This window comes from Sphingobacterium sp. JUb20, assembly GCF_004342035.1.
In the GTDB taxonomy this organism is placed as follows: Bacteria; Bacteroidota; Bacteroidia; order Sphingobacteriales; family Sphingobacteriaceae; genus Sphingobacterium; species Sphingobacterium anhuiense.
In genome coordinates this window covers 55,554-74,513 of sequence record NZ_SLYV01000017.1, presented here as the reverse complement: position 1 = coordinate 74,513, position 18,960 = coordinate 55,554, and the positions used below count along the sequence as shown (strand labels likewise).

Below are 18,960 nucleotides of genomic sequence, written 5' to 3'. Positions count from 1 at the left end.
CTTATTTATCTTATTTATAGCCTTATATCATAATCCACAACGGGTTAGCGATATATTAAATCAAACTATTTATATTTTTTTATCAAGAATTTTGGCAAAATTACCCAGTTGTTTTAGTTTAAATTTCAATTCATTGTTCCAAGGAAGCCCATAACAAAGCCTCATACAGCTATTATATTGATCTTGGAGGGTAAACATCCGTCCTGGTGCAATACTTATATTGTGTTTAAGTGCAAATTCGTACAGTTCGGCCGTATCTATGTTTTCATTAAACTCAACCCATAATGCAAGTCCTCCTTGTGGACGACTTATTTTAGTTCCTTCCGGAAAGTATGAAGCGATAGTCTGGGCATAATGCTGAAAGTTGTCGGATAATGTACTTCGAAGATGTCTAAGATGATTGTCGTACCGTCCAGATTTTAAAAAGTTTCCTACAGCTTCGTGGACCACGGATGTTGAAGATATAGCATGTACGAGTTTTAACTTTAAAATCTGCTCTTTATACTTGCCCGGAGCAATCCAACCTACCCGATAACCTGGTGCCAAAGTCTTTGAAATAGAACTGCACCAAAGCACATTTCCTTCTGTATCATAAGATTTACAGCATTTAGGTCTTGTAGAACCAAAATACAAATCTCCATATACATCGTCCTCTATTATTGGAATATGATGCTTTGATAATAAATTAACAATTTCATTTTTATTACTATCGGGAATACAGCTTCCCAACGGGGTATTATAATTTGGTACTAAGAGACATACATGAATAACTGGTATTATTTTTTTTAAAGACTCGATATCAATTCCTGTAATCGGATGGGTTGCCACTTCAATAACTTGTAATCCTAGACTTATAGCAAGTTGTAAAATACCAGGATAACAGGGACTTTCTAATGCTAAAGTATCACCCGGTTTAGTTAATGCCATTAAACATAAAGATAGCGCATGCATACCTCCATTAGTTGTTACCAAATCACTTTCTTGTAACTTCCCTCCCCATGCTAATGATCGGAGAGCAATCATTCTTCGTAGTTTTAAATTTCCTTCTATTGGTTCATATTCAGTTCCCCCCTCCTTTAATGCCCTTGTAGCGAGAATAAGTTCTTTTTTCAATTTTGCTAATGGCAACAAATTACCAGAAGGAATGCCAATAGAGAATAGTGTCAGATCTGATTTTCCCATATTTGCATATACACGACTTATAAGTTCCTTTGGCTCGACATTGTCAATGCCTAGCGAAGTTTTACTTACTTCTGTTAATGGAATCTTTAGGTAAGACGCCGGACTAACAAAATAACCCGACTGAGGCTTTGATTGAATAAGAGACTGTGCTTCTAATTCAAGAAATACACGTTTGACAGTGTTCACACTTACCCCTTGCTCATGACTGAACGTTCGGATTGATGGGAGACGATCTCCAGGTTGCAATAAGCCACTTTTAATTTGATTACTGATTTTACGAGCAATTTCATCGTATAAAAAATCTCTTTTCATAATATAAATATAACTGTATCCATTAAATAAATCAAAACTGATACTGTGCTCATAAATGATGTTCATGTACTTTTGATCAAATGAAAATTTAATGAAAAAAACAGCTATAAATTATGGAACAAAAATTCGATCTAACGGATGGATTAATGGCATTATAGGCGTATTATTATTCAGTGGCTCTCTTCCTGCAACAAGAATTGCGGTACTAGATTTAAATCCTATATTTTTAACTGTTTCCCGTGCCACAATTGCCGGGTTACTTGCTTTAGGCGGATTAATAATTTTCAAAGAGAGAAAACCTACACAAAAACAAATTATTCCTTTGTTTATAGTTGCAGTCGGTGTTGTAATTGGTTTCCCTCTTTTAAGCGCTTTAGCATTACAATATCTTACATCCGCAGATTCACTTGTATTTTTAGGACTACTTCCACTTGCAACCGCTAGTTTTGGCGTGCTTCGAGGTGGTGAAAGGCCGAAACCTTTATTCTGGCTATTCTCAATAATAGGTAGCCTTTTTATAATAGGTTATGCTATTGCACAAGGAATAACAACCTCACCACTTGGTAATTCATTGATGTTAGTTGCCGTGATACTGTGTGGATTAGGATATGCAGAAGGGGCGAAACTATCAAAAACATTGGGTGGCTGGCAAGTAATTTCCTGGGCGCTAGTCTTATCACTGCCATTTATGATACCCCTAGTATTTTTTTACAGACCATCATCATTTGCAAACGTAGACATAAAGGCATGGTTCGGGCTAGCATACGTCTCTATTTTTAGCATGTTTATAGCTTTCATATTTTGGTATAAGGGATTAGCTCAAGGAGGAATTGCATCTATTGGACAGTTACAATTACTTCAACCGTTTCTTGGACTAGCCGTAGCATCAATTTTTTTGAATGAAAAAGTAAGTCTTAATATGATAGGAATAACGATGGCTGTCATACTCTGTGTTGCAGGATCAAAAAAATATGCTAAATAATAAATCCTATTTAAAATAAAATTATGTTTATACCCAATAATTTTAAAATTGAGCATGAAGCTGAACAGATTGCTTTCATGAAAAAATATAGCTTTGCCACCATAATTACAGCAAAGAATAATATTCCAATTGCTACACAGCTACCTTTTGTTGTAAACGACACTTCAGATAAACTTATTCTTACTGCCCATTTTGCAAAAAATAATGAACAAGTCGCGTATATTTCAAAAAATACTTCGCTAGTCATCTTTACCGAGCCCCATGCTTATATATCTCCTCTACATTATGATAAAGTAGAAAGCGTACCTACTTGGGATTATATTGCTGTTCATGCTTATGGAAATGCAAAAATTATAACAGATGAAGAGGCTAAAATCAATGCTTTAGAGCAAATGATTTTATTTTATGAAAAAGATTACTTACAACAGTGGAATAATCTTTCTGAAAAATTCAAAAAGGGAATGATGCAAGGTATAGTAATCTTCGAGTTAGAGGTAACTGAGTTACAAGGGCAGAAGAAATTAAGTCAAAATAAAACAAAAGAAGAACGTCAACGAATTATACAACAACTAAAAAGCAGTCCAAGTAAAATAGATAACGATCTTGCTTCATACATACAAGATACTTTATAATTGAATAATAGATAAATCGACAGGTCGTTACTATGAGCGGTTAGTTTTACGAAACTAAATAATGAACTCAATGATTAGATTTCTTACATTTTATTAAAAAAAAGGGTTGACTTTCATCAATTTCCTCAATCTCAAATAGCCCAACATGCTTAAACTCGGATTCAATGGCATGCTCATCATAGAAAAAAAGCTTTACTCCTTCGAATACTTCATAACGATCCTTATCAATATATCTTCCTTTTTTGTAACTATCAGCCTTCTTAGAAATTGCCGTAAAAAACATATATCCGTTGACATGGAGTTGATCATAACAATCCTGAATTAGTTTAATTCTTTCTTGGCTGTCCAATAAATGAATTAAAGCATAACAAAATATACCATCATATTTATTTTGATCAAAAGGCATATCAGTAACAGATCCATTAAAAATCAGCATATCCGATCCATAATGAGCCCTCGCCATCTTGATTGCTGTCTTCGATATTTCTATTCCCGTAACAGCCATACCCTTATCTTTAAAAACCTGAGCATTACGACCATACCCTATTCCCGGGATAAGTACATTTTTAACAAGCTCTTTGATAAAAAAATCAGCCGTTAAAACCGCTGCTTTTGCTGGTTCGAAACCCCACATTTCATTTTTTTCAACAAAAGCAGATTCCCAAAATTCTCCTTTTTCTTCTTTATTTTTCATTTCTATCATCTAAATACCTCCGTAACTTGAAAAATAATACGCAATCCCCAAGTGACCAAAAGTAAAGTAAGAAAATTCTGTTAAAACATTACTGTTTAGTGAATTTTGGATTAATAAACTCCCATTCTTTGATATGTGCTGGTTGATGTTGATGATCTACTATAGTATCAAATTTTTTAATTAGTTCTGGATGCTGAGCAGCTAAATCCTGCTCTTCCTTTCTATCATTTTCAAGATCAAAAATCATCCAAGGTGTCTTACTGTAGCCTTTCTTACGGACATCTAATTTAACAGCTTTCCATTTCCCTAAACGGATTGCGATCTGTCCTCCGTTTTCCGGATATTCCCAATATAAAAAATCATGATCTTGTTGTTCATCTGTTTTCCCCAAAAGTGTTGGCAATAATGAAATACCATCGGTATTTTCAATTTTTTGACCAGTGACTGCAGCTATTGTGGCCATAATATCATACTGCGCTGATGCAAAATCAGATTTCACTCCCGCCGAAATATTTCCTGGCCAAGATGCAATAAAAGGCACACGGATCCCTCCTTCGAATACATCCATTTTTAGACCTCTTAAGTCACCTACGCTTCTAAAGAATTTTGGATTTACACCGCCATTAAATGTCGTGCCATTATCACTAGAAAACATAATGATTGTATTCTCATCAAGACCCAGCTCCGAGATTCGGTTCATTATTTTACCGACCTGAGCATCCAAATAAGTAATCATTGCAGCGTATGTTGCATAAGGATATTTAGTAGCTGCATATCCTTGCTGTCCATAGTAAGGTTTTTCATCAAAAACACCTTTGTACATATCAATATATTCTTGAGGTGCCTGCAATGACACATGTGGCTGCGTAAATGGCAGATAAAGAAAAAATGGCTGTTCCTTATTCTCTGAAATAAACTTGAGTGCTTTTTCAGCCATTATATCAGTTGCATATTCCTTCCCTATATAATAGTCAAAATCTGCGTCAGTCGCTGTAGCTGGATTAAGTGCCTTATGCACATCCATTACAGGGTTGTTCAATGTTAATCGCACATCATTTTCCCATAAGTGAGTTGGATAAAAATTGTGAGCTTGTTTCTGATCTAAAACCGAGATATAATAATCAAATCCCTGTCTCAAGGGGCTACCTGGCGTATTATTCATACCTAATCCCCACTTACCCGCCATAGCTGTACGATATCCGATCTGCTTCAGCATCTTAGGAATGGTTAATGTGCCTTCCGGCAGGGGCATCTGCCCACCTTCAAGACTATCAGGAAATCCACCAAGTTCATAATTACCTCGAATATAAGCATGCCCACCATGTTTACCGGTCATAAGCATAGCACGGGATGGTGCACAAACCGGAGTACTAGCATAATGTTGTGTAAAAGTCATCCCCTTCTCAGCTAATTTTAATAGATTAGGAGTTTTTATTTTCTGCTGCCCATAAGGCTCAATCTCACCATACCCCAAATCATCTGCATAAATATATATGATATTAGGTTTAGTACTCCTTTGTGCATAAATGTTTCCAATAGCAAAAAATAGACTTACTAAGGTGCATATGTTTAAATTTCTAATCATCTTTATGGTTATTTTTTTTACAAAAACTACACGTGTAATATGTAGTTAAGTATTTAATATAAAAGGTATAATTCAAATTTATTATTATAGTCACAAAATAATAAAAAATGAATGCTTCCACCTAAAATACTTTTACTTTATCCTATACGATCATCAATAAAAAATATCAACTTCAATAGTTATTAAAAAAAATAAGAATGAAGCTAAAGAAAAGATGCAAATGATTAGAAAGAATAAAGATTATCGAACTAAGTTGGAATACTCAGATCAAAAAAAAATAGCCCTAAGGCTATTTTTTTTTAAATAATTCACTGTTAAAAACATATATCAACGATTTCCAGTAGTAATTACAATTTCATTACTATTAACAAGATCATGGTGAGATATTTTAAAGCCCTTTACTTTTTTCCCATCAATTGAAATACCGTTAATAAATCCTGCATCACCTTTACGGTCCCTTCTGATAATCAACTTATCTTTACCGTGATGATATTTTGCATCTAAATGTATCGTCACCTTATCGAATACCGGAGTTACAACCGTGTACTCCGGCCTCCCTGGACATAACGGATATATTCCCATCATATTCATAGATGCCCAAGTAGACATTGTGCCTGTATCGTCATTACCAGGTATTCCTTCTGGAGCATTCTTAAAATGAGTTTCTAAAATCTCCGTTACTAATTTTTGAGTACGCCACTCCTCACCTTCGATTTCCGAAAAGATATGCGGATAAAGCATATCAGGTTCATTAGTTACGTCAAAATATCCTTTATCAAAAGTAGCTTGAAGTTTTTCCACAAAATGACGCTTACCACCCATTAATTTCACTAATCCAGGAATATCATGTGGAATAGCAAAAGTATAATTCCAAGCATTTCCTTCATGGAAACCAGGATTCGGTTCGAAATTAGCACCTTGCAAAGGATCAAAAGGGGTTAGAAATTTACCATCAGGAAGTATAGGTCTAAAAGTTCCATACTCTTTTGAATAGTAGTGCTTATAACCTTTTGCCCGCTCAGCAAACATTTTAGAATCCTCTTTCTTACCTAGTGAAGCCGCGAACTGTGAAAGGTTCCAGTCTGCAAGGAAATACTCAATTGAATGAGACACTGAGTTATCAAATTTGGCACGTAGTGGTACGTAACCGTATTTTACATAATCAGCATTATCAGGACGAATTTTATTGCTACTATCTATAGTTGTTGCTGATTTATAAAACGCCTCATATGCAGCTTCATGATCATAATCTCGAATACCTTTCATCCATGCATCAACGATAACGGGAATTGCGGGATCTCCATCCATGGTATAAGATTCGCGACCATACAGCTCCCATTTAGGCATCCATCCGCTTTCTTTATAAATATCGATCATAGAACGGATCATCTCTGTTTGTCGGTCAGGAAACAATAGACTCATTAACGGCTGGACATTGCGGTAAGTATCCCATAGAGAAAATACAGTATAACGATTTCCTGACGTTTTTAATGTTTGACGGGTCTCCATAGCGGGATATTGTCCATTAACATCCTGAAGAATATTTGGATGAATTAAAGCATGGTACAATGCTGTATAGAAGACTGTTTTCTGATCTTCAGTACCACCTTCAACTTCGATTTTCGACAAATCTTCATTCCATCTCTTAGAAGCGGCTAATCTTATTTGGTCAAATCCGCCTTTGGGTTGTTCTTGATCTAAATTTTGTCTTGCATTTTCAACACTTACGAAGGAGACTCCCACCTGAACCTCAACCTGCTCGTTTTCAGAAGTTTCAAAGCTTAAGTAAGCACCAATATCATCCCCGGACATTTCGTTATGATATGCTGTAAAAATTTTATACTTTCCAGCATCCTTATTCCAATCGTTTTCCCAAACTTCTCCTTGCTTCTGAAATTTCCAGTATCCCTTTTCCGAAGGTTTCTTACTCAACCTTAAGACAAAATAAATCGGATATACAGCTTGATTATTAACATAACAAAATGATCCCAATAACTTTGAACCTTCAATCTCTCGATCGTTAACAAATCGCATCGTAGCTCCCGTTTCATTCGTTAACCCTTCACCTAAATTAAGTAAAATATGGCTTTTACCCTTCGGAAAGGTAAATCTGGAAATTCCTGTTCGTAGTGTCGCTGTAGCTTCAGTTTTCACACCATATTTTTCTAAATAATTGGTATAGTAACCCGGTGCGGCACTTTCATTTTTGTAAGTACTTCCATAATTCCGATAATCGACATCAAGACGGCCTGTTGTTGGCATCAGCAAAAGACTCCCCATATCTGGACATCCTACACCGCTCAGGTTAACATGTGAAAATCCCGTAAAAAACTTATTGTTATATTCATAGGGAGTAGACCACCATTGTGCATCCTTATTAAATTTGTTCAAAGATGACCCCATGACATTAAAAGGCGAAACGTTCATCAACCCCTGCGGAACTTGTGCACCCGGATTAGTCGTACCATAGTTAGTTGTTCCAATAAATGGATTAACATATTCTACTGGTTTTTTTTGCGCCAATGTCGCATGCGAAAGAAAGAGAAAAATAAAACTATGACCGAGACTACGCCAATTTATAGTTTTATTTAAATTAAGTACTGTTTGTCGTTTTGGTAGAGACTCTGTACAATTACGACCAAACTTAATGGTTTTATATGTACTATTCAACCATGATTTGACAATTCTAAAATCTTTCAAAGTAACTAAGCTTTTTATTTTCATTTATTTTAATAAATTATTATTGCGCCATTTAAATAGGAATGCCACAATCTTTTTTAGCATTTAAATTATCGATCTACGTTATTAATTTGAGAATTACCCTAATCTATCTCCCTCTCACGGCTTACATTTTCATTCAGCTTTCCAGATCATTATATCAATTTTAATAATCTACATTTCAAGAAAAGATGACCTTGAACTCTATTCTAATAGGAGTGATAGTAGCATTAGAATAATTTCGTAAAAAAACCACATCCGATGTGTAGACTTACCTGTGAAATATGGATGCGCTCCCATCAAAGATTAAGATTGCACCTATTATCATCAAATAAAAAATAAGGATTATCCTAGCTACAATAATACATATAATTAGATGATCATACAATACAGAGTCATCCTTAAACAAAATTCAGCACATCCTTTATTTAAGATGGAGCAGTATTATTTTAATCTTTTCTCTGATTTAAATCTTCACTTTTACTATTCAATACGAGTGTTTTTATTTCTTGTCTTATGGCAAGCAGTGCTAAACAAAATAAAGCTATAATTGTTAAAATTAATTATTTGAAGTAGAAACAAGTATGAACGGTTTACCGTCAGGATCTAAAAAAATATAATAGATAACAATGGAATTTGCACACTTCACCAATTAAAAAAAAATGAAAGTACTAATAAAATTTATGCTTGCACTAGGTGTCAGTATAACTCTTCCCTGTATCATGGCCAAAGCTGCTGATAAAATTGCTGTAATAAATGACGTTACGCTAATAATTGAACAAAACGCCCCTTCTGTCATTTTAAATCAGCACGGAAATATTGATTCATTAATCCAATATTTTCAATACACAACGAAATCATTAAAAGATGACATATCAGGATTAAGTGAAGCACAACTACAATTTAGTCCTGGAGAAGGAAAATGGTCAATAGGTCAATGTCTAGAGCATATCATACGCTCAGAAAGTCTGTTATTTGAAATGGCAAAAAAAGAATTGGGAAAAGCGCCACAGCCTAACCGGAAAAATGAAGTCAAATCAACTGATCAAGGTCTCATAAACATGATGACTGATCGAAGTCAAAAATTTCAGGCGCCAAAAGAACTGCAACCCACAGGAAAATATAAAGATAGCAAAGTAGCAATAAAGGACTTTCTAGCAGCTAGAGAGCCTGTTTTATTATACATCAAAAATGCAAATATAGATGACCTTCGCAATCACATCAGTGACTACCCAACAGGCGTAGTTGATGGTTATCAAAACCTACTTTTTATCGCCGCTCACTGTGCTAGACACACTAAACAGATTGAAGAAGTATTAGCAGATCCAAATTTTCCAAAAAAATAAATCATGAAAAACCAAACATATCAAATCGACATTCAAGCACCAGCTTCAGTAGTATTTCACAAAATGCTAGATAAAGAAACCTATAAATTATGGACTTCCGAATTCAACCCTACATCAGATTATGAAGGAGGATGGAATAAAGGTGATAAAATTTACTTTATTGGACAAAATAAAGATGGTAAACGTGAAGGTATGGTAGCTAAAATTTTAGAAAATATCCCTAATGAATTTGTTTCCATTTATCATTACGGAATATTGGATGGAGATATAGAAATCACAGAGGGACCTGCAGTCGAAAGCTGGGCAGGTGGTACAGAGAACTATCATTTTAAAGAACATAATGGAATAACAAATGTAACTGTTAAAGTAGATACCACAGAAGAATACCTATCTTACTTTGATGAAACTTGGCCCAAAGCCTTATCAAGATTAAAAGAAATTTGCGAATAATATATATAACTATTCATTATGTTTGAAACAGTTGAGAATTACTATCACAGTAAAAAAGAACCAATAAAAAGTTGTTTACTAGCATTAAAAGAAATTATTCTCAGACTGGATCCGCTTATAACAGAAACGCAGAAATGGGGCATGCCCTGTTTCTGCTATAAAAATAGAATATTTTGTTATCTGTCAATAGATTCAAAAAAAGATATTCCCTATATCATGATGGTAGAAGGCAGACATTTAGATATTCCAGCTCTTCAATCGGGAAATCGTTCTAAAATGAAAGTTTTTTATGTTGATCCCAACGCAGACTTCGATTTAGTTACGATCAATCACATCATGCAAGAAGCACTGAATCTTTATAGAAACGGATTACTGAAAACAAGTACAAAAAACACATAAACAAAAATCCTCAACAATATAGCTACCCTATTATAAAGAATAACAATAGGTTAATCTAGGATCATACACGATCAATTCTATGATCACACACCTCCACCCAAGTACAACCCTAGGATCATACAACATGGACTAAATGATCACACTAGCATCACCCAAGTACAACCCTAGGATCATAAATGACCACACTTGCACCACACAAGGACTAGCCTAGGATCATACAACACGAACTATACGATGATACTAGATCCACTAAACAAACAGGCCTTCTATACCTTTTCTATGCACAATACGCACACATCAAATAACCAATGTAGCTTATTATATACCTATACGTTAAGCTATGATACATCACATAAAATCGTAATGAAATAAAAATTTTACATATATATAGTAATTGTTGGTCTATAAATTGATTGTATTAAGTTATGGCAAGATTTTTAAAAGTAATATTCTTATTAGCTATTATTGCGGTCTTCGGATGGTTGCTATGGTCTAAGTTTGAAAACAAAACTACAAAAGTTACTACACATCAACTTTTGATCGAGCGAATAGAAGCAATGGGCAAGCTTGAATTGGTCAAATATAGATTTAGCGATGTTGTTGAACATAAAAATATTACAACATTCTTACCCGACGCAAGTGTACTACTGATCATAAAAGCAGATGCCGTTGGATGTATCGATTTAACAAAAGTTAAACAAGAAGATATTGAAGTTTTTGGAGACTCTGTTTCTATGCGTCTACCTTTACCTGAAATTTGCTACATAAAGATAGATCATAAATCTTCCCGAGTTTACGACACCAAAATGGCATTCTTTCGAGAAGCTGACCTTGTAGATGAAGCCTATAAAAATGCGGAAAAGGAGATTGCAACCGAGGTAAAAAAATCAGACATATTGCAACAAACGCGAGCAAATGCGCTAAATGTTTTCACCCCTTTACTTAAAGGACTAGGTTTTAATAAAATTAGTTTGTCTTTCGAATAATACATCGATTAACATATTTTAATTGTAATCAATAAACGCTCAAATCGGAAGTTATGATTAAATCATAACTTCATAATTAGATCAAAATTTCACATCTAAAAAATATAATAATTCATTTTACTGAACAGATCCTTTTAATGGTGCTCTTCACTAAAATGAATTATTTTTGTAGAAATCAACTTTTCGCATCCTCATAATTATTAGATACTATAGTTATACTGTCCAATAATATACAACTATTAAAGTCGATCAACAGTTCTAAAACTTAAAATGAAATCAATCTATTGATATGAACGATCTAACTGCAACGTCATTTGTATATTACAACGTTTATAAGGCGTATTTCGTCCTGCTATTTTTTTAAATCCTAATTTATGATATAAATTAATTGCTGGCTTTAAAATAGTATTACTTTCTAAATACAAATTTTGCGCTCCTAATTCCTTTGCCTTCTTTAATACCGCCTGCCCCAGTAGAAATCCAATATTTTTCCCTTGTGCGTTCGGTGAAACTGCCATTTTAGCCATTTCATAATCATAATCTTCTTGATGCATTTTAATCAAAGCACAAACCCCTACAGGCTTATTGTTATAAAGTGCGACCAATATTACCCCTCCCTTATCCAAAATATAATCTTGAGGATTATTTAAGGCTTTATAATCAGCCTCTTCTATTTCAAAATAAGTAGAAATCCATTCTTCATTGAGCGATCTAAAGGCCTCCTGATATTCCGGTTTATACGGAACAATTTCTACAGCTTGACTTTCCCGTATTTTTTTTTGTTCATTTACTCGCTTAAGCAGTGACTTTTGTTCCAAAAGAAACTCCCATTCTTCTATTGCTTCCCAAAGATTATGTGTAGCTTCCTCGATTATCATTTCAATTGCCGCATCGACATCTTGACATGAAACCCGTACCTTATCGTTCAACTTCTTTCCTTTTTCAGTCAAACCTACAACATTTCTACGCTTATCATGTGTTAATAAGTTATCTTCAACCAATCCCGCAGAAGTCATTTCTCTTATTATTTTCGTAACGGAAGGTTGAGAATGTCCAATTTCATTCGCTATTTCAGTTATTGTTTTTTCGCCTTCTTCAGCCAAAATAAAGAAAACAGGAAACCATTTCGGTAAAAATTCCACGTGGTAAAGTTCGTATATCTGTGCAGCATCTTCTGTTACTTTATTGGTCAGCAATCGAAGCCTGCTACCTAAAGCCATTTTACCTGTCTTGTTAAAAAAATCCATTCTATTTGTTTGATTTATAATTTTATACTTGCTTATCGCTAATAACTTTCGCTTTGATTGGGAAAAGAAACTGATTTGACGTCCTCAATATAATGACGGGTAGCTTCAGACATTACCGTATGTAAATCTGCGTATCGACGTAAAAACTTGGGCGAAAATTCATCATTCATTCCCATAACATCCTGTATGACCAGAACCTGTCCATCCACTCCAGAGCCAGCACCAATTCCAATTGTTGGTATTTTTAGCATATTTGAAATCTTTGTTGCAGTATGTGATGGAATTTTTTCCAGTAAAATACCAAAAACACCTAGACTTTCCACCAGTAGACAATCAGAAATCAATTTTTCAGATTCTTTCTCATTACGAGCACGAATAGCATAATTACCATAATTATGAATAGATTGAGGCATTAATCCTAAATGTGACATTACTGGAATTCCTGCTGCTAAAATCTTTTTAATATCTTCTGAAACCTCTTGTCCACCTTCAATTTTTATCGCGTCGGCACCAGTTTCCTGCATCACTCTTACAGCTGCATCTAATGATTTCATAGGATTACCACAACAGGCTCCAAAAGGCATATCAACAATAACCATCGCAGATTTCACTGCCCGAACTACGGATTGCGCATGATAAATCATCTGATCTAAAGTAATTGACAATGTTGTTCTATTTCCGGCCATTACATTAGAAGCCGAATCTCCTACCAAAATAACATCAATACCTGCTTTATCAATTATGGAAGCCATGGTATAATCATAAGCAGTTAGCATCGATATTTTTTCACCACGATCTTTCATCTCTTGTAGCGTTCTTTTTGTGTTTTTAGATGTTTTCCTTAAATAGTTTGACATATTGATAAAATAAATACTAAACATTATAACCAATTACATAACTGATTATGCAAATGTATTAAAATATTTATTTTTCTAAAATTTTATTTAGCACCTCTTAAATTTTCCATTTCAAAACCTACCTATTTAATGATTTACTTAACTTTACAAATCCCCTTCTATCCGTTACGATATTACTCAAACAAAAAACTATAATCAGTACGAGAACTTACCTTCAAAAAATAACAATTATTAATACACAAAAACAAAATGAATACACGTAAAAATAACTTTTATGTCATCACAGGAGGGCCTGGAGTGGGCAAAACCACCTTGATTGATGCTTTAAAGTCTAAAGGATATTCTACGGTTGCAGAAGATGCCCGATCAATCATTAAACAGCAGATACTAAAAAGAGGAGATGCTTTACCCTGGAAAAATAAAGATTTATATGCTTTATTACTGCTTAATGCATCAGTAAAAAGCTATCATGCAATATCCAATAAGAACGATAGCATTTACTTCTTTGATCGCGGTATAGTAGATACCATTTGTTATGCAGAAATGATTAACTTCAAGATTCCTACTGAAATGCTTCAAAATGCAAAAACCCATAAATACAATAGCACTGTATTTATACTTCCACCTTGGGCACAGATCTATACAACTGACGATGAAAGAAAACAATCATGGGAAGAAGCTCTCTATACATTTGAAATCATGAAAAAAACTTATTTTGATAATGGTTATAATGTAATAGAAGTACCTATAGGAGCTGTTGATCTAAGGGTAGATTTTATATTGAAGCATATATAGACTTTTCCAGATCTCAATATTTCTGAGCAGTCCCTCAAAATAAAAAGATTTATTTCGATCATTTCTCAAAATGAAAAACAATTTCAACGATCAAAATTCGTAATAATAGTGCAGTTACATTTCACCAATCTTTGATACCTATCCAAATTTTGGTTATCTTAGCCATATTGACAGCATAGAGATATTTTTTTTAAAAAATAGTTTCTAGTCATTTACTTATCGCAACAAAGTATAAGTTGTGTATCTTATTGGCTTTTGCCATCTATTTTAGAGATTATAAAAAATCTCTTCATCTGCATACTCATTTGGAAGTATGGTCTAGAATTAAAAATTCGATTTTAAAGACGAATTATTGCACTCATCTATTTTAGATGAGTATACATGTTAATTATATTATATGACAAATTTTAAAGTTGGAATTATTGGTGCTGGCCCCAGTGGGCTAGCTATGCTACGAGCATTTGAATCGGAACAGAAAAAAGGTAATCCCATCCCAGAAATTAAATGCTACGAAAAACAGGACAATTGGGGTGGAATGTGGAACTTTACCTGGCGGACAGGTGTTGGTAAATACGGAGAACCCCTACATGGTAGCATGTACAAATACTTATGGTCTAATGGTCCAAAAGAATGTCTTGAATTTGCTGATTATACATTCACAGAACATTTCGGTCAAACAATATCCTCCTACCCTCCGCGAGAAGTACTTTTTGATTATATCCAGGGACGTATCAATCAAAGCAATGCCAGAGATTACATCCAATTTAATACCGTTGCAAGATGGGTGGATTATATTGAAGACAAAAAACAGTTTAGAGTTATCTTTGATAATCTAAAAAAGAATGAAACTTTTGAAGAATTTTTCGATTATTTAGTTGTAGGTACTGGTCATTTTTCCACCCCTAATCTCCCTTACTTTAAAGGAATAGAAAATTTCCCTGGCGCAGTTATGCATGCACATGATTTTCGAGGTGCTGACCAATTTAAAGATCAGCGCTTACTCCTTATCGGAAGTAGTTATTCCGCTGAAGATATTGGCGTACAATGCTACAAGCACGGAAGTAAATCTGTGACAATAGCTTATAGAACAAGTCCGATTGGCTGCAACTGGCCGGATGGCATCAAGGAGAAAGCAAAATTATCTCATTTTGAAGATAGTATAGCGTACTTCGAAGATGGCAGTCAAGAAGAGTTTGATGCGGTCATATTATGTACGGGCTATCAACATAAATTCCCATTTTTACCTGATAATATGCGATTAAAAACCAATAATTGTCTATATCCAGATGACTTGTTTAAAGGAGTAATCTTTAATCATAATGAACGTTTAATATTTTTAGGAATGCAAGATCAATATTATACTTTCAATATGTTTGATACACAGGCTTGGTTTGCGCGTGATTACATGCTAGGAAAAATCCCGTTGCCACCTAAAAAAGAACGTATTAAAGAAATCAAAAAATGGATGGATGATGAAGCACTTACAAAAACAGGAGAAGATCATGTTGATTTTCAAACAAATTACATCAAAGATCTAATGAGTTATACAAATTACCCAAACTTTAATGTTGACAAAGTGGGCAGCATGTTTAAAAATTGGTTAAAGGACAAAGAAAATAATATTTTAAATTATCGAGATCAAATCTATACATCGGTCATAGATGGAACTCAAGCAGAAACTCATCATACAGCATGGATGGATGAACTTGATGATAGCCTTGAGAACTATCTTGAAGAAAGTAAAGAACCTGCTATATAATAAAATTTCTAAACTGATATTTGAATACATTTTAATAAAAGAAGGAAGCTTTAGCTTCCTCCTTTTATTAAAATCAATAGTTATTAAGACTAACATATACGCGTGTCAATCCAAAAATTATCACGCATTTTCAAAATTGATTCTGGAGTGACCCGATTTAAAATATAGGATTGTTCTGCGTTTAAAAGGTCTTTTTGATCCTGTTCATCTTCAACAAAAAGCATTCGCAAAATAGCATCATTTTCCAGTGCTTCTATATCAGACTCCACTACTTTTGTATCATTCGATAGAAACCAATTTTTAGCTTCTTCCTTATTTAAAAATTTTAAATACATTAAACAAGAATCAAACTCTCCTAATTCTTTTACTACTTTTTCTGGATATTGATTTCGAATGTATTCTTCATATAGTTCACGTCTATTATTACGTAAAGCATAATTTCTTATTACCAATCGATGTGGATCACTCTCTATGCTAAATTTTTGAGGATTTTCTAAAAATCCGTAATGCTTATTGTATCGAACAACACGCGCATTCAAACTTTTTTTATCATTCTCCATAAAAATCTCTTCATTACTTATATACATAACAATCAAATGCTTATAGTGTTTAATTATTGTATATAGGAATTCAAAGCAAAGAAATCTACGAATAAATAATATAATTTAAAAACGATTGTCAATACCACTTACAAGGCTCATCAGTAAGGAAAATGACATCTTTTACAAAAATGTAAATTCACCTTTAAAAACTATTTCTTTATCTACTAAACTATAATTTTCATCATATTCAGCTTGATAAAAAATGACGTAAATTGGTTGTGTTAAATCTGTAACTGATATCAATTTATCTGCTTCCAAAATATCGATTTTGTCAATAGTACGATTCCCTGTCCAGCTTTTAGCAGTACCTTTCGCATTGGGATCAAACCGATGATCTTGAGCTGATGTAAAATACCAGTAACTTGGTACATCGTTACTCAACGTTAAAGTTTGATTTGGATTAAATTGCTCATCTGCCATTCCAGTATTTTCAAACCATGAAACTTCATGATCGATAATTCCCAATGCTGCGAGATAAACGTCCTTATCCAATGTCGCCCCTACTAAAAAGCCTTCCATCCCTTCTGAGTTTAGTTGAAAAGTGAATGGAGATTTAGCAAGTTTATACTGATCAAAAGTGTTGGAGATTATTTCCCCACCTTGGATGATACTAACTTCCAGTTGTTGAGAAAAACCCATTATAGAAGTAAATAATAAGCCCAAAGTCATAATCAATCTAGTCATGTAAAACGTGTATAATAAAATTTTAAATTAATAACACAAAGTAAAGTAAATCCTAAAAGACTAAAACCCCTGTTTTCCGCTAATTTTGAATGATTACATAGATTAAAATAAAAAAACACGATTATCACTTAAAAGCTATTTTATAATCTCGTAATTTTAACAATCTTTTTGTACTCTTATTCTGTCTTTGCAAAAACCAAAATAAGTGTCTTTAACACAATACAGCTATTGATGAAATACATTCAACTATTCATTGCGTTTATGTTTGCAGCAAATAACCTATCTGCTCAAAAAAACATTACGATCGGGCAAACTGATCAGATATACTCTACAATTCTCAAAGAAAATAGGACAATAAACATATATCTACCAGAAGGATATCATGTTGCTGATACAATTAAATATCCAATAATTTACATATTAGATGGTGGCATAGAAGAAGATTTTATTCATATAGTTGGAATCGTTCGCTATTATACACAACCCTGGATTGCGCAGTTTCCAAAATCAATTGTTGTCGGTATCGAAAATACGAATAGAAAGAGAGATTTCACATTTGCAGTATCCAACTTGGACTTCCTGGAAAAAGAAGGTTTTAAAAAAGAGAATTTTCCACAATACGGAAAATCTGAAGCTTACATTTCATTTCTTCAAAAGGAACTACAGCCCTATATGGAAAATAAATATAACGCTAATAAACACCGTACTGTTATTGGAGAATCATTAGCTGGTCTATTAGCGTCTGAAATACTCTTAAAACAACCTGATTTATTTACTAAATATATTATTATTGCGCCTAGTTTATGGTGGGGAGAGCAAAAGCTCTTATTTGAAACGGCAAATTTATTAAATACTAACATCAAAAAATCACTTAGCGTATATTTAGGAGTTCCAAATAAAGATGAAGATATAAAAATGTATAATGAATCAATAAAGTTTTCACAATCATTAAAGCAAAATAATAATATCAATTTATCATTTGATTACTTACCAACCGAATTACATGCAACGATTGTACACCAGGCAGTATATAATGCTTTCAAAAAATTATACCCTAAAAACTAAATAATATTAAAATCTATTTGTAATTTTTAGACGGTGCTAGTTCGATTAACTTTCAATTTTTTATAGCAAGTAATATCCTGAAAATATGTTAAATTTACTAGACTTTCAACATCAATACGATAATTGAGAAAGCGTCAATTATAAATTTCATCTCCTAAAAATCGGTTTATGAATACTATTTTGAGAAATTTATTAGGGATAGTGGCAGGCGTGATCATTGGCAGTATAGTTAATATGATATTTATTACAATCAGTAGTTCTATCATACCTCCACCAGATGGTGCAGATGTAACCACGACAGAAGGACTAAAAGCATCAATACATATGTTTGAACCAAAGCATTTTGTCTTTCCTTTTTTAGCACATGCCATCGGAACTTTAGTCGGAGCATGTATAACAACTTGGTTAGTCAAAGGGAAAAAACTTAGCTTTGCGTTTATAATAGCTGTCTTTTTCTTAGCAGGTGGTGTAGCAAGTGTCTTTATGCTGCCCTCTCCAATATGGTACACAGTACTAGATTTGACCATAGCTTATATCCCAATGGCATACTTGGGGGGAAAATTAGGATTAAAACTAAAATTACAAAGAAACCACTCCTGAAACTTTTATTATAGCTTCTTTAACAGAAAGAAGTGAGCCTTCCTTCATAAACAACTTAAGAAAAT

At 33.6% G+C, this 18,960-nt stretch carries 18 protein-coding genes; 10 read left to right on the top strand and 8 right to left on the bottom strand.

The window, feature by feature from the left end; all coding sequences use genetic code 11:
- Positions 1 to 69 precede the first annotated feature (69 nt).
- Positions 70 to 1,494 (bottom strand): PLP-dependent aminotransferase family protein, encoded by a 1,425-nt coding sequence (locus EDF66_RS23225; RefSeq protein WP_132845436.1) that lies wholly within the window; start codon positions 1,492 to 1,494, stop codon positions 70 to 72.
- Positions 1,495 to 1,585: 91 nt separating this feature from the next.
- Between EDF66_RS23225 and EDF66_RS23220 the strand changes: the two genes are divergently transcribed.
- Both EDF66_RS23220 and EDF66_RS23215 read left to right on the top strand, forming a co-directional pair.
- The gene (locus tag EDF66_RS23220; RefSeq protein ID WP_132845434.1) at positions 1,586 to 2,476 is read left to right on the top strand and encodes a DMT family transporter; all 891 of its coding nucleotides are present in this window, start codon (positions 1,586 to 1,588) and stop codon (positions 2,474 to 2,476) included.
- Positions 2,477 to 2,499: 23 nt separating this feature from the next.
- Entirely contained in the window at positions 2,500 to 3,108 is a 609-nt protein-coding gene (locus tag EDF66_RS23215; protein WP_132845432.1) for an FMN-binding negative transcriptional regulator, read from the top strand.
- 67 nt (positions 3,109 to 3,175) lie between these two features.
- Here the strand turns inward: EDF66_RS23215 and EDF66_RS23210 are convergent, their stop codons facing one another.
- The 3 genes from EDF66_RS23210 to EDF66_RS23200 all read right to left on the bottom strand — a co-directional run bounded on the left by EDF66_RS23210 (position 3,176) and on the right by EDF66_RS23200 (position 8,111).
- The gene (locus tag EDF66_RS23210) at positions 3,176 to 3,802 is read right to left on the bottom strand and encodes a class I SAM-dependent methyltransferase (protein WP_132845430.1); all 627 of its coding nucleotides are present in this window, start codon (positions 3,800 to 3,802) and stop codon (positions 3,176 to 3,178) included.
- Positions 3,803 to 3,890: 88 nt separating this feature from the next.
- Complete coding sequence (locus EDF66_RS23205) at positions 3,891 to 5,387, bottom strand: arylsulfatase (protein WP_132845429.1); 1,497 nt, start codon at positions 5,385 to 5,387, stop codon at positions 3,891 to 3,893.
- A 327-nt stretch (positions 5,388 to 5,714) separates the two neighbouring features.
- Positions 5,715 to 8,111 (bottom strand): GH92 family glycosyl hydrolase, encoded by a 2,397-nt coding sequence (locus tag EDF66_RS23200; RefSeq protein ID WP_132845427.1) that lies wholly within the window; start codon positions 8,109 to 8,111, stop codon positions 5,715 to 5,717.
- A gap of 656 nt (positions 8,112 to 8,767) precedes the next feature.
- Between EDF66_RS23200 and EDF66_RS23195 the strand changes: the two genes are divergently transcribed.
- The 4 genes from EDF66_RS23195 to EDF66_RS23180 all read left to right on the top strand — a co-directional run bounded on the left by EDF66_RS23195 (position 8,768) and on the right by EDF66_RS23180 (position 11,286).
- On the top strand, positions 8,768 to 9,451 hold the full coding sequence (locus EDF66_RS23195; protein ID WP_132845425.1) for a DinB family protein: 684 nt from the start codon (positions 8,768 to 8,770) through the stop codon (positions 9,449 to 9,451).
- Positions 9,452 to 9,454: 3 nt separating this feature from the next.
- Entirely contained in the window at positions 9,455 to 9,901 is a 447-nt protein-coding gene (locus EDF66_RS23190) for an SRPBCC domain-containing protein (protein ID WP_021190776.1), read from the top strand.
- Between the two features lie 18 nt (positions 9,902 to 9,919).
- Positions 9,920 to 10,300 (top strand): DUF1801 domain-containing protein, encoded by a 381-nt coding sequence (locus tag EDF66_RS23185; protein ID WP_132845423.1) that lies wholly within the window; start codon positions 9,920 to 9,922, stop codon positions 10,298 to 10,300.
- 425 nt (positions 10,301 to 10,725) lie between these two features.
- Positions 10,726 to 11,286, top strand: coding sequence for a DUF4230 domain-containing protein (locus EDF66_RS23180; protein ID WP_021190778.1), 561 nt, complete (start codon positions 10,726 to 10,728; stop codon positions 11,284 to 11,286).
- 281 nt (positions 11,287 to 11,567) lie between these two features.
- On the opposite strand, the gene EDF66_RS23175 is transcribed toward EDF66_RS23180, so the two are convergent.
- Both EDF66_RS23175 and panB read right to left on the bottom strand, forming a co-directional pair.
- Positions 11,568 to 12,533: a GNAT family N-acetyltransferase gene (locus EDF66_RS23175; RefSeq protein WP_132845421.1), complete on the bottom strand. Its 966-nt coding sequence runs from the start codon at positions 12,531 to 12,533 to the stop codon at positions 11,568 to 11,570.
- 38 nt (positions 12,534 to 12,571) lie between these two features.
- Positions 12,572 to 13,390, bottom strand: coding sequence for a 3-methyl-2-oxobutanoate hydroxymethyltransferase (gene panB / locus EDF66_RS23170; RefSeq protein ID WP_132845419.1), 819 nt, complete (start codon positions 13,388 to 13,390; stop codon positions 12,572 to 12,574).
- A gap of 249 nt (positions 13,391 to 13,639) precedes the next feature.
- Here panB and EDF66_RS23165 point away from each other — a divergent pair, with 249 nt between their 5' ends.
- Entirely contained in the window at positions 13,640 to 14,185 is a 546-nt protein-coding gene (locus EDF66_RS23165; RefSeq protein ID WP_132845417.1) for an AAA family ATPase, read from the top strand.
- Positions 14,186 to 14,582: 397 nt separating this feature from the next.
- Complete coding sequence (locus EDF66_RS23160) at positions 14,583 to 15,944, top strand: NAD(P)-binding domain-containing protein (protein ID WP_132845415.1); 1,362 nt, start codon at positions 14,583 to 14,585, stop codon at positions 15,942 to 15,944.
- An 89-nt stretch (positions 15,945 to 16,033) separates the two neighbouring features.
- On the opposite strand, the gene EDF66_RS23155 is transcribed toward EDF66_RS23160, so the two are convergent.
- Positions 16,034 to 16,504 carry a hypothetical protein gene (locus tag EDF66_RS23155; RefSeq protein ID WP_132772755.1) on the bottom strand — a complete coding sequence of 157 codons (471 nt, stop codon included), beginning with the start codon at positions 16,502 to 16,504 and terminating at the stop codon, positions 16,034 to 16,036.
- Positions 16,505 to 16,666: 162 nt separating this feature from the next.
- A complete protein-coding gene (locus tag EDF66_RS23150; RefSeq protein ID WP_132845414.1) occupies positions 16,667 to 17,230 on the bottom strand; it encodes a hypothetical protein in 564 nt (187 codons plus the stop codon).
- A gap of 231 nt (positions 17,231 to 17,461) precedes the next feature.
- On the opposite strand from EDF66_RS23150, the gene EDF66_RS23145 reads away from it, so the two are divergent.
- Together EDF66_RS23145 and EDF66_RS23140 are read left to right on the top strand one after the other, a co-directional pair.
- Positions 17,462 to 18,295, top strand: a complete 834-nt coding sequence (locus EDF66_RS23145; RefSeq protein ID WP_132845412.1) for an alpha/beta hydrolase — start codon at positions 17,462 to 17,464, stop codon at positions 18,293 to 18,295.
- A 168-nt stretch (positions 18,296 to 18,463) separates the two neighbouring features.
- A complete protein-coding gene (locus EDF66_RS23140; RefSeq protein WP_132845410.1) occupies positions 18,464 to 18,895 on the top strand; it encodes a hypothetical protein in 432 nt (143 codons plus the stop codon).
- The last annotated feature ends 65 nt before the right edge of the window (positions 18,896 to 18,960 follow it).

Bases quoted from the DNA above. Each gene is read 5' to 3' on its own strand.
- EDF66_RS23225 (WP_132845436.1), bottom strand. From the start codon at position 1,494: ATGAAAAGAGATTTTTTATACGATGAAATTGCTCGTAAAATCAGTAAT.
- EDF66_RS23220 (WP_132845434.1), top strand. From the start codon at position 1,586: ATGAAAAAAACAGCTATAAATTATGGAACAAAAATTCGATCTAACGGA.
- EDF66_RS23215 (WP_132845432.1), top strand. From the start codon at position 2,500: ATGTTTATACCCAATAATTTTAAAATTGAGCATGAAGCTGAACAGATT.
- EDF66_RS23210 (WP_132845430.1), bottom strand. From the start codon at position 3,802: ATGAAAAATAAAGAAGAAAAAGGAGAATTTTGGGAATCTGCTTTTGTT.
- EDF66_RS23205 (WP_132845429.1), bottom strand. From the start codon at position 5,387: ATGATTAGAAATTTAAACATATGCACCTTAGTAAGTCTATTTTTTGCT.
- EDF66_RS23200 (WP_132845427.1), bottom strand. From the start codon at position 8,111: ATGAAAATAAAAAGCTTAGTTACTTTGAAAGATTTTAGAATTGTCAAA.
- EDF66_RS23195 (WP_132845425.1), top strand. From the start codon at position 8,768: ATGAAAGTACTAATAAAATTTATGCTTGCACTAGGTGTCAGTATAACT.
- EDF66_RS23190 (WP_021190776.1), top strand. From the start codon at position 9,455: ATGAAAAACCAAACATATCAAATCGACATTCAAGCACCAGCTTCAGTA.
- EDF66_RS23185 (WP_132845423.1), top strand. From the start codon at position 9,920: ATGTTTGAAACAGTTGAGAATTACTATCACAGTAAAAAAGAACCAATA.
- EDF66_RS23180 (WP_021190778.1), top strand. From the start codon at position 10,726: ATGGCAAGATTTTTAAAAGTAATATTCTTATTAGCTATTATTGCGGTC.
- EDF66_RS23175 (WP_132845421.1), bottom strand. From the start codon at position 12,533: ATGGATTTTTTTAACAAGACAGGTAAAATGGCTTTAGGTAGCAGGCTT.
- panB (WP_132845419.1), bottom strand. From the start codon at position 13,390: ATGTCAAACTATTTAAGGAAAACATCTAAAAACACAAAAAGAACGCTA.
- EDF66_RS23165 (WP_132845417.1), top strand. From the start codon at position 13,640: ATGAATACACGTAAAAATAACTTTTATGTCATCACAGGAGGGCCTGGA.
- EDF66_RS23160 (WP_132845415.1), top strand. From the start codon at position 14,583: ATGACAAATTTTAAAGTTGGAATTATTGGTGCTGGCCCCAGTGGGCTA.
- EDF66_RS23155 (WP_132772755.1), bottom strand. From the start codon at position 16,504: ATGGAGAATGATAAAAAAAGTTTGAATGCGCGTGTTGTTCGATACAAT.
- EDF66_RS23150 (WP_132845414.1), bottom strand. From the start codon at position 17,230: ATGACTAGATTGATTATGACTTTGGGCTTATTATTTACTTCTATAATG.
- EDF66_RS23145 (WP_132845412.1), top strand. From the start codon at position 17,462: ATGAAATACATTCAACTATTCATTGCGTTTATGTTTGCAGCAAATAAC.
- EDF66_RS23140 (WP_132845410.1), top strand. From the start codon at position 18,464: ATGAATACTATTTTGAGAAATTTATTAGGGATAGTGGCAGGCGTGATC.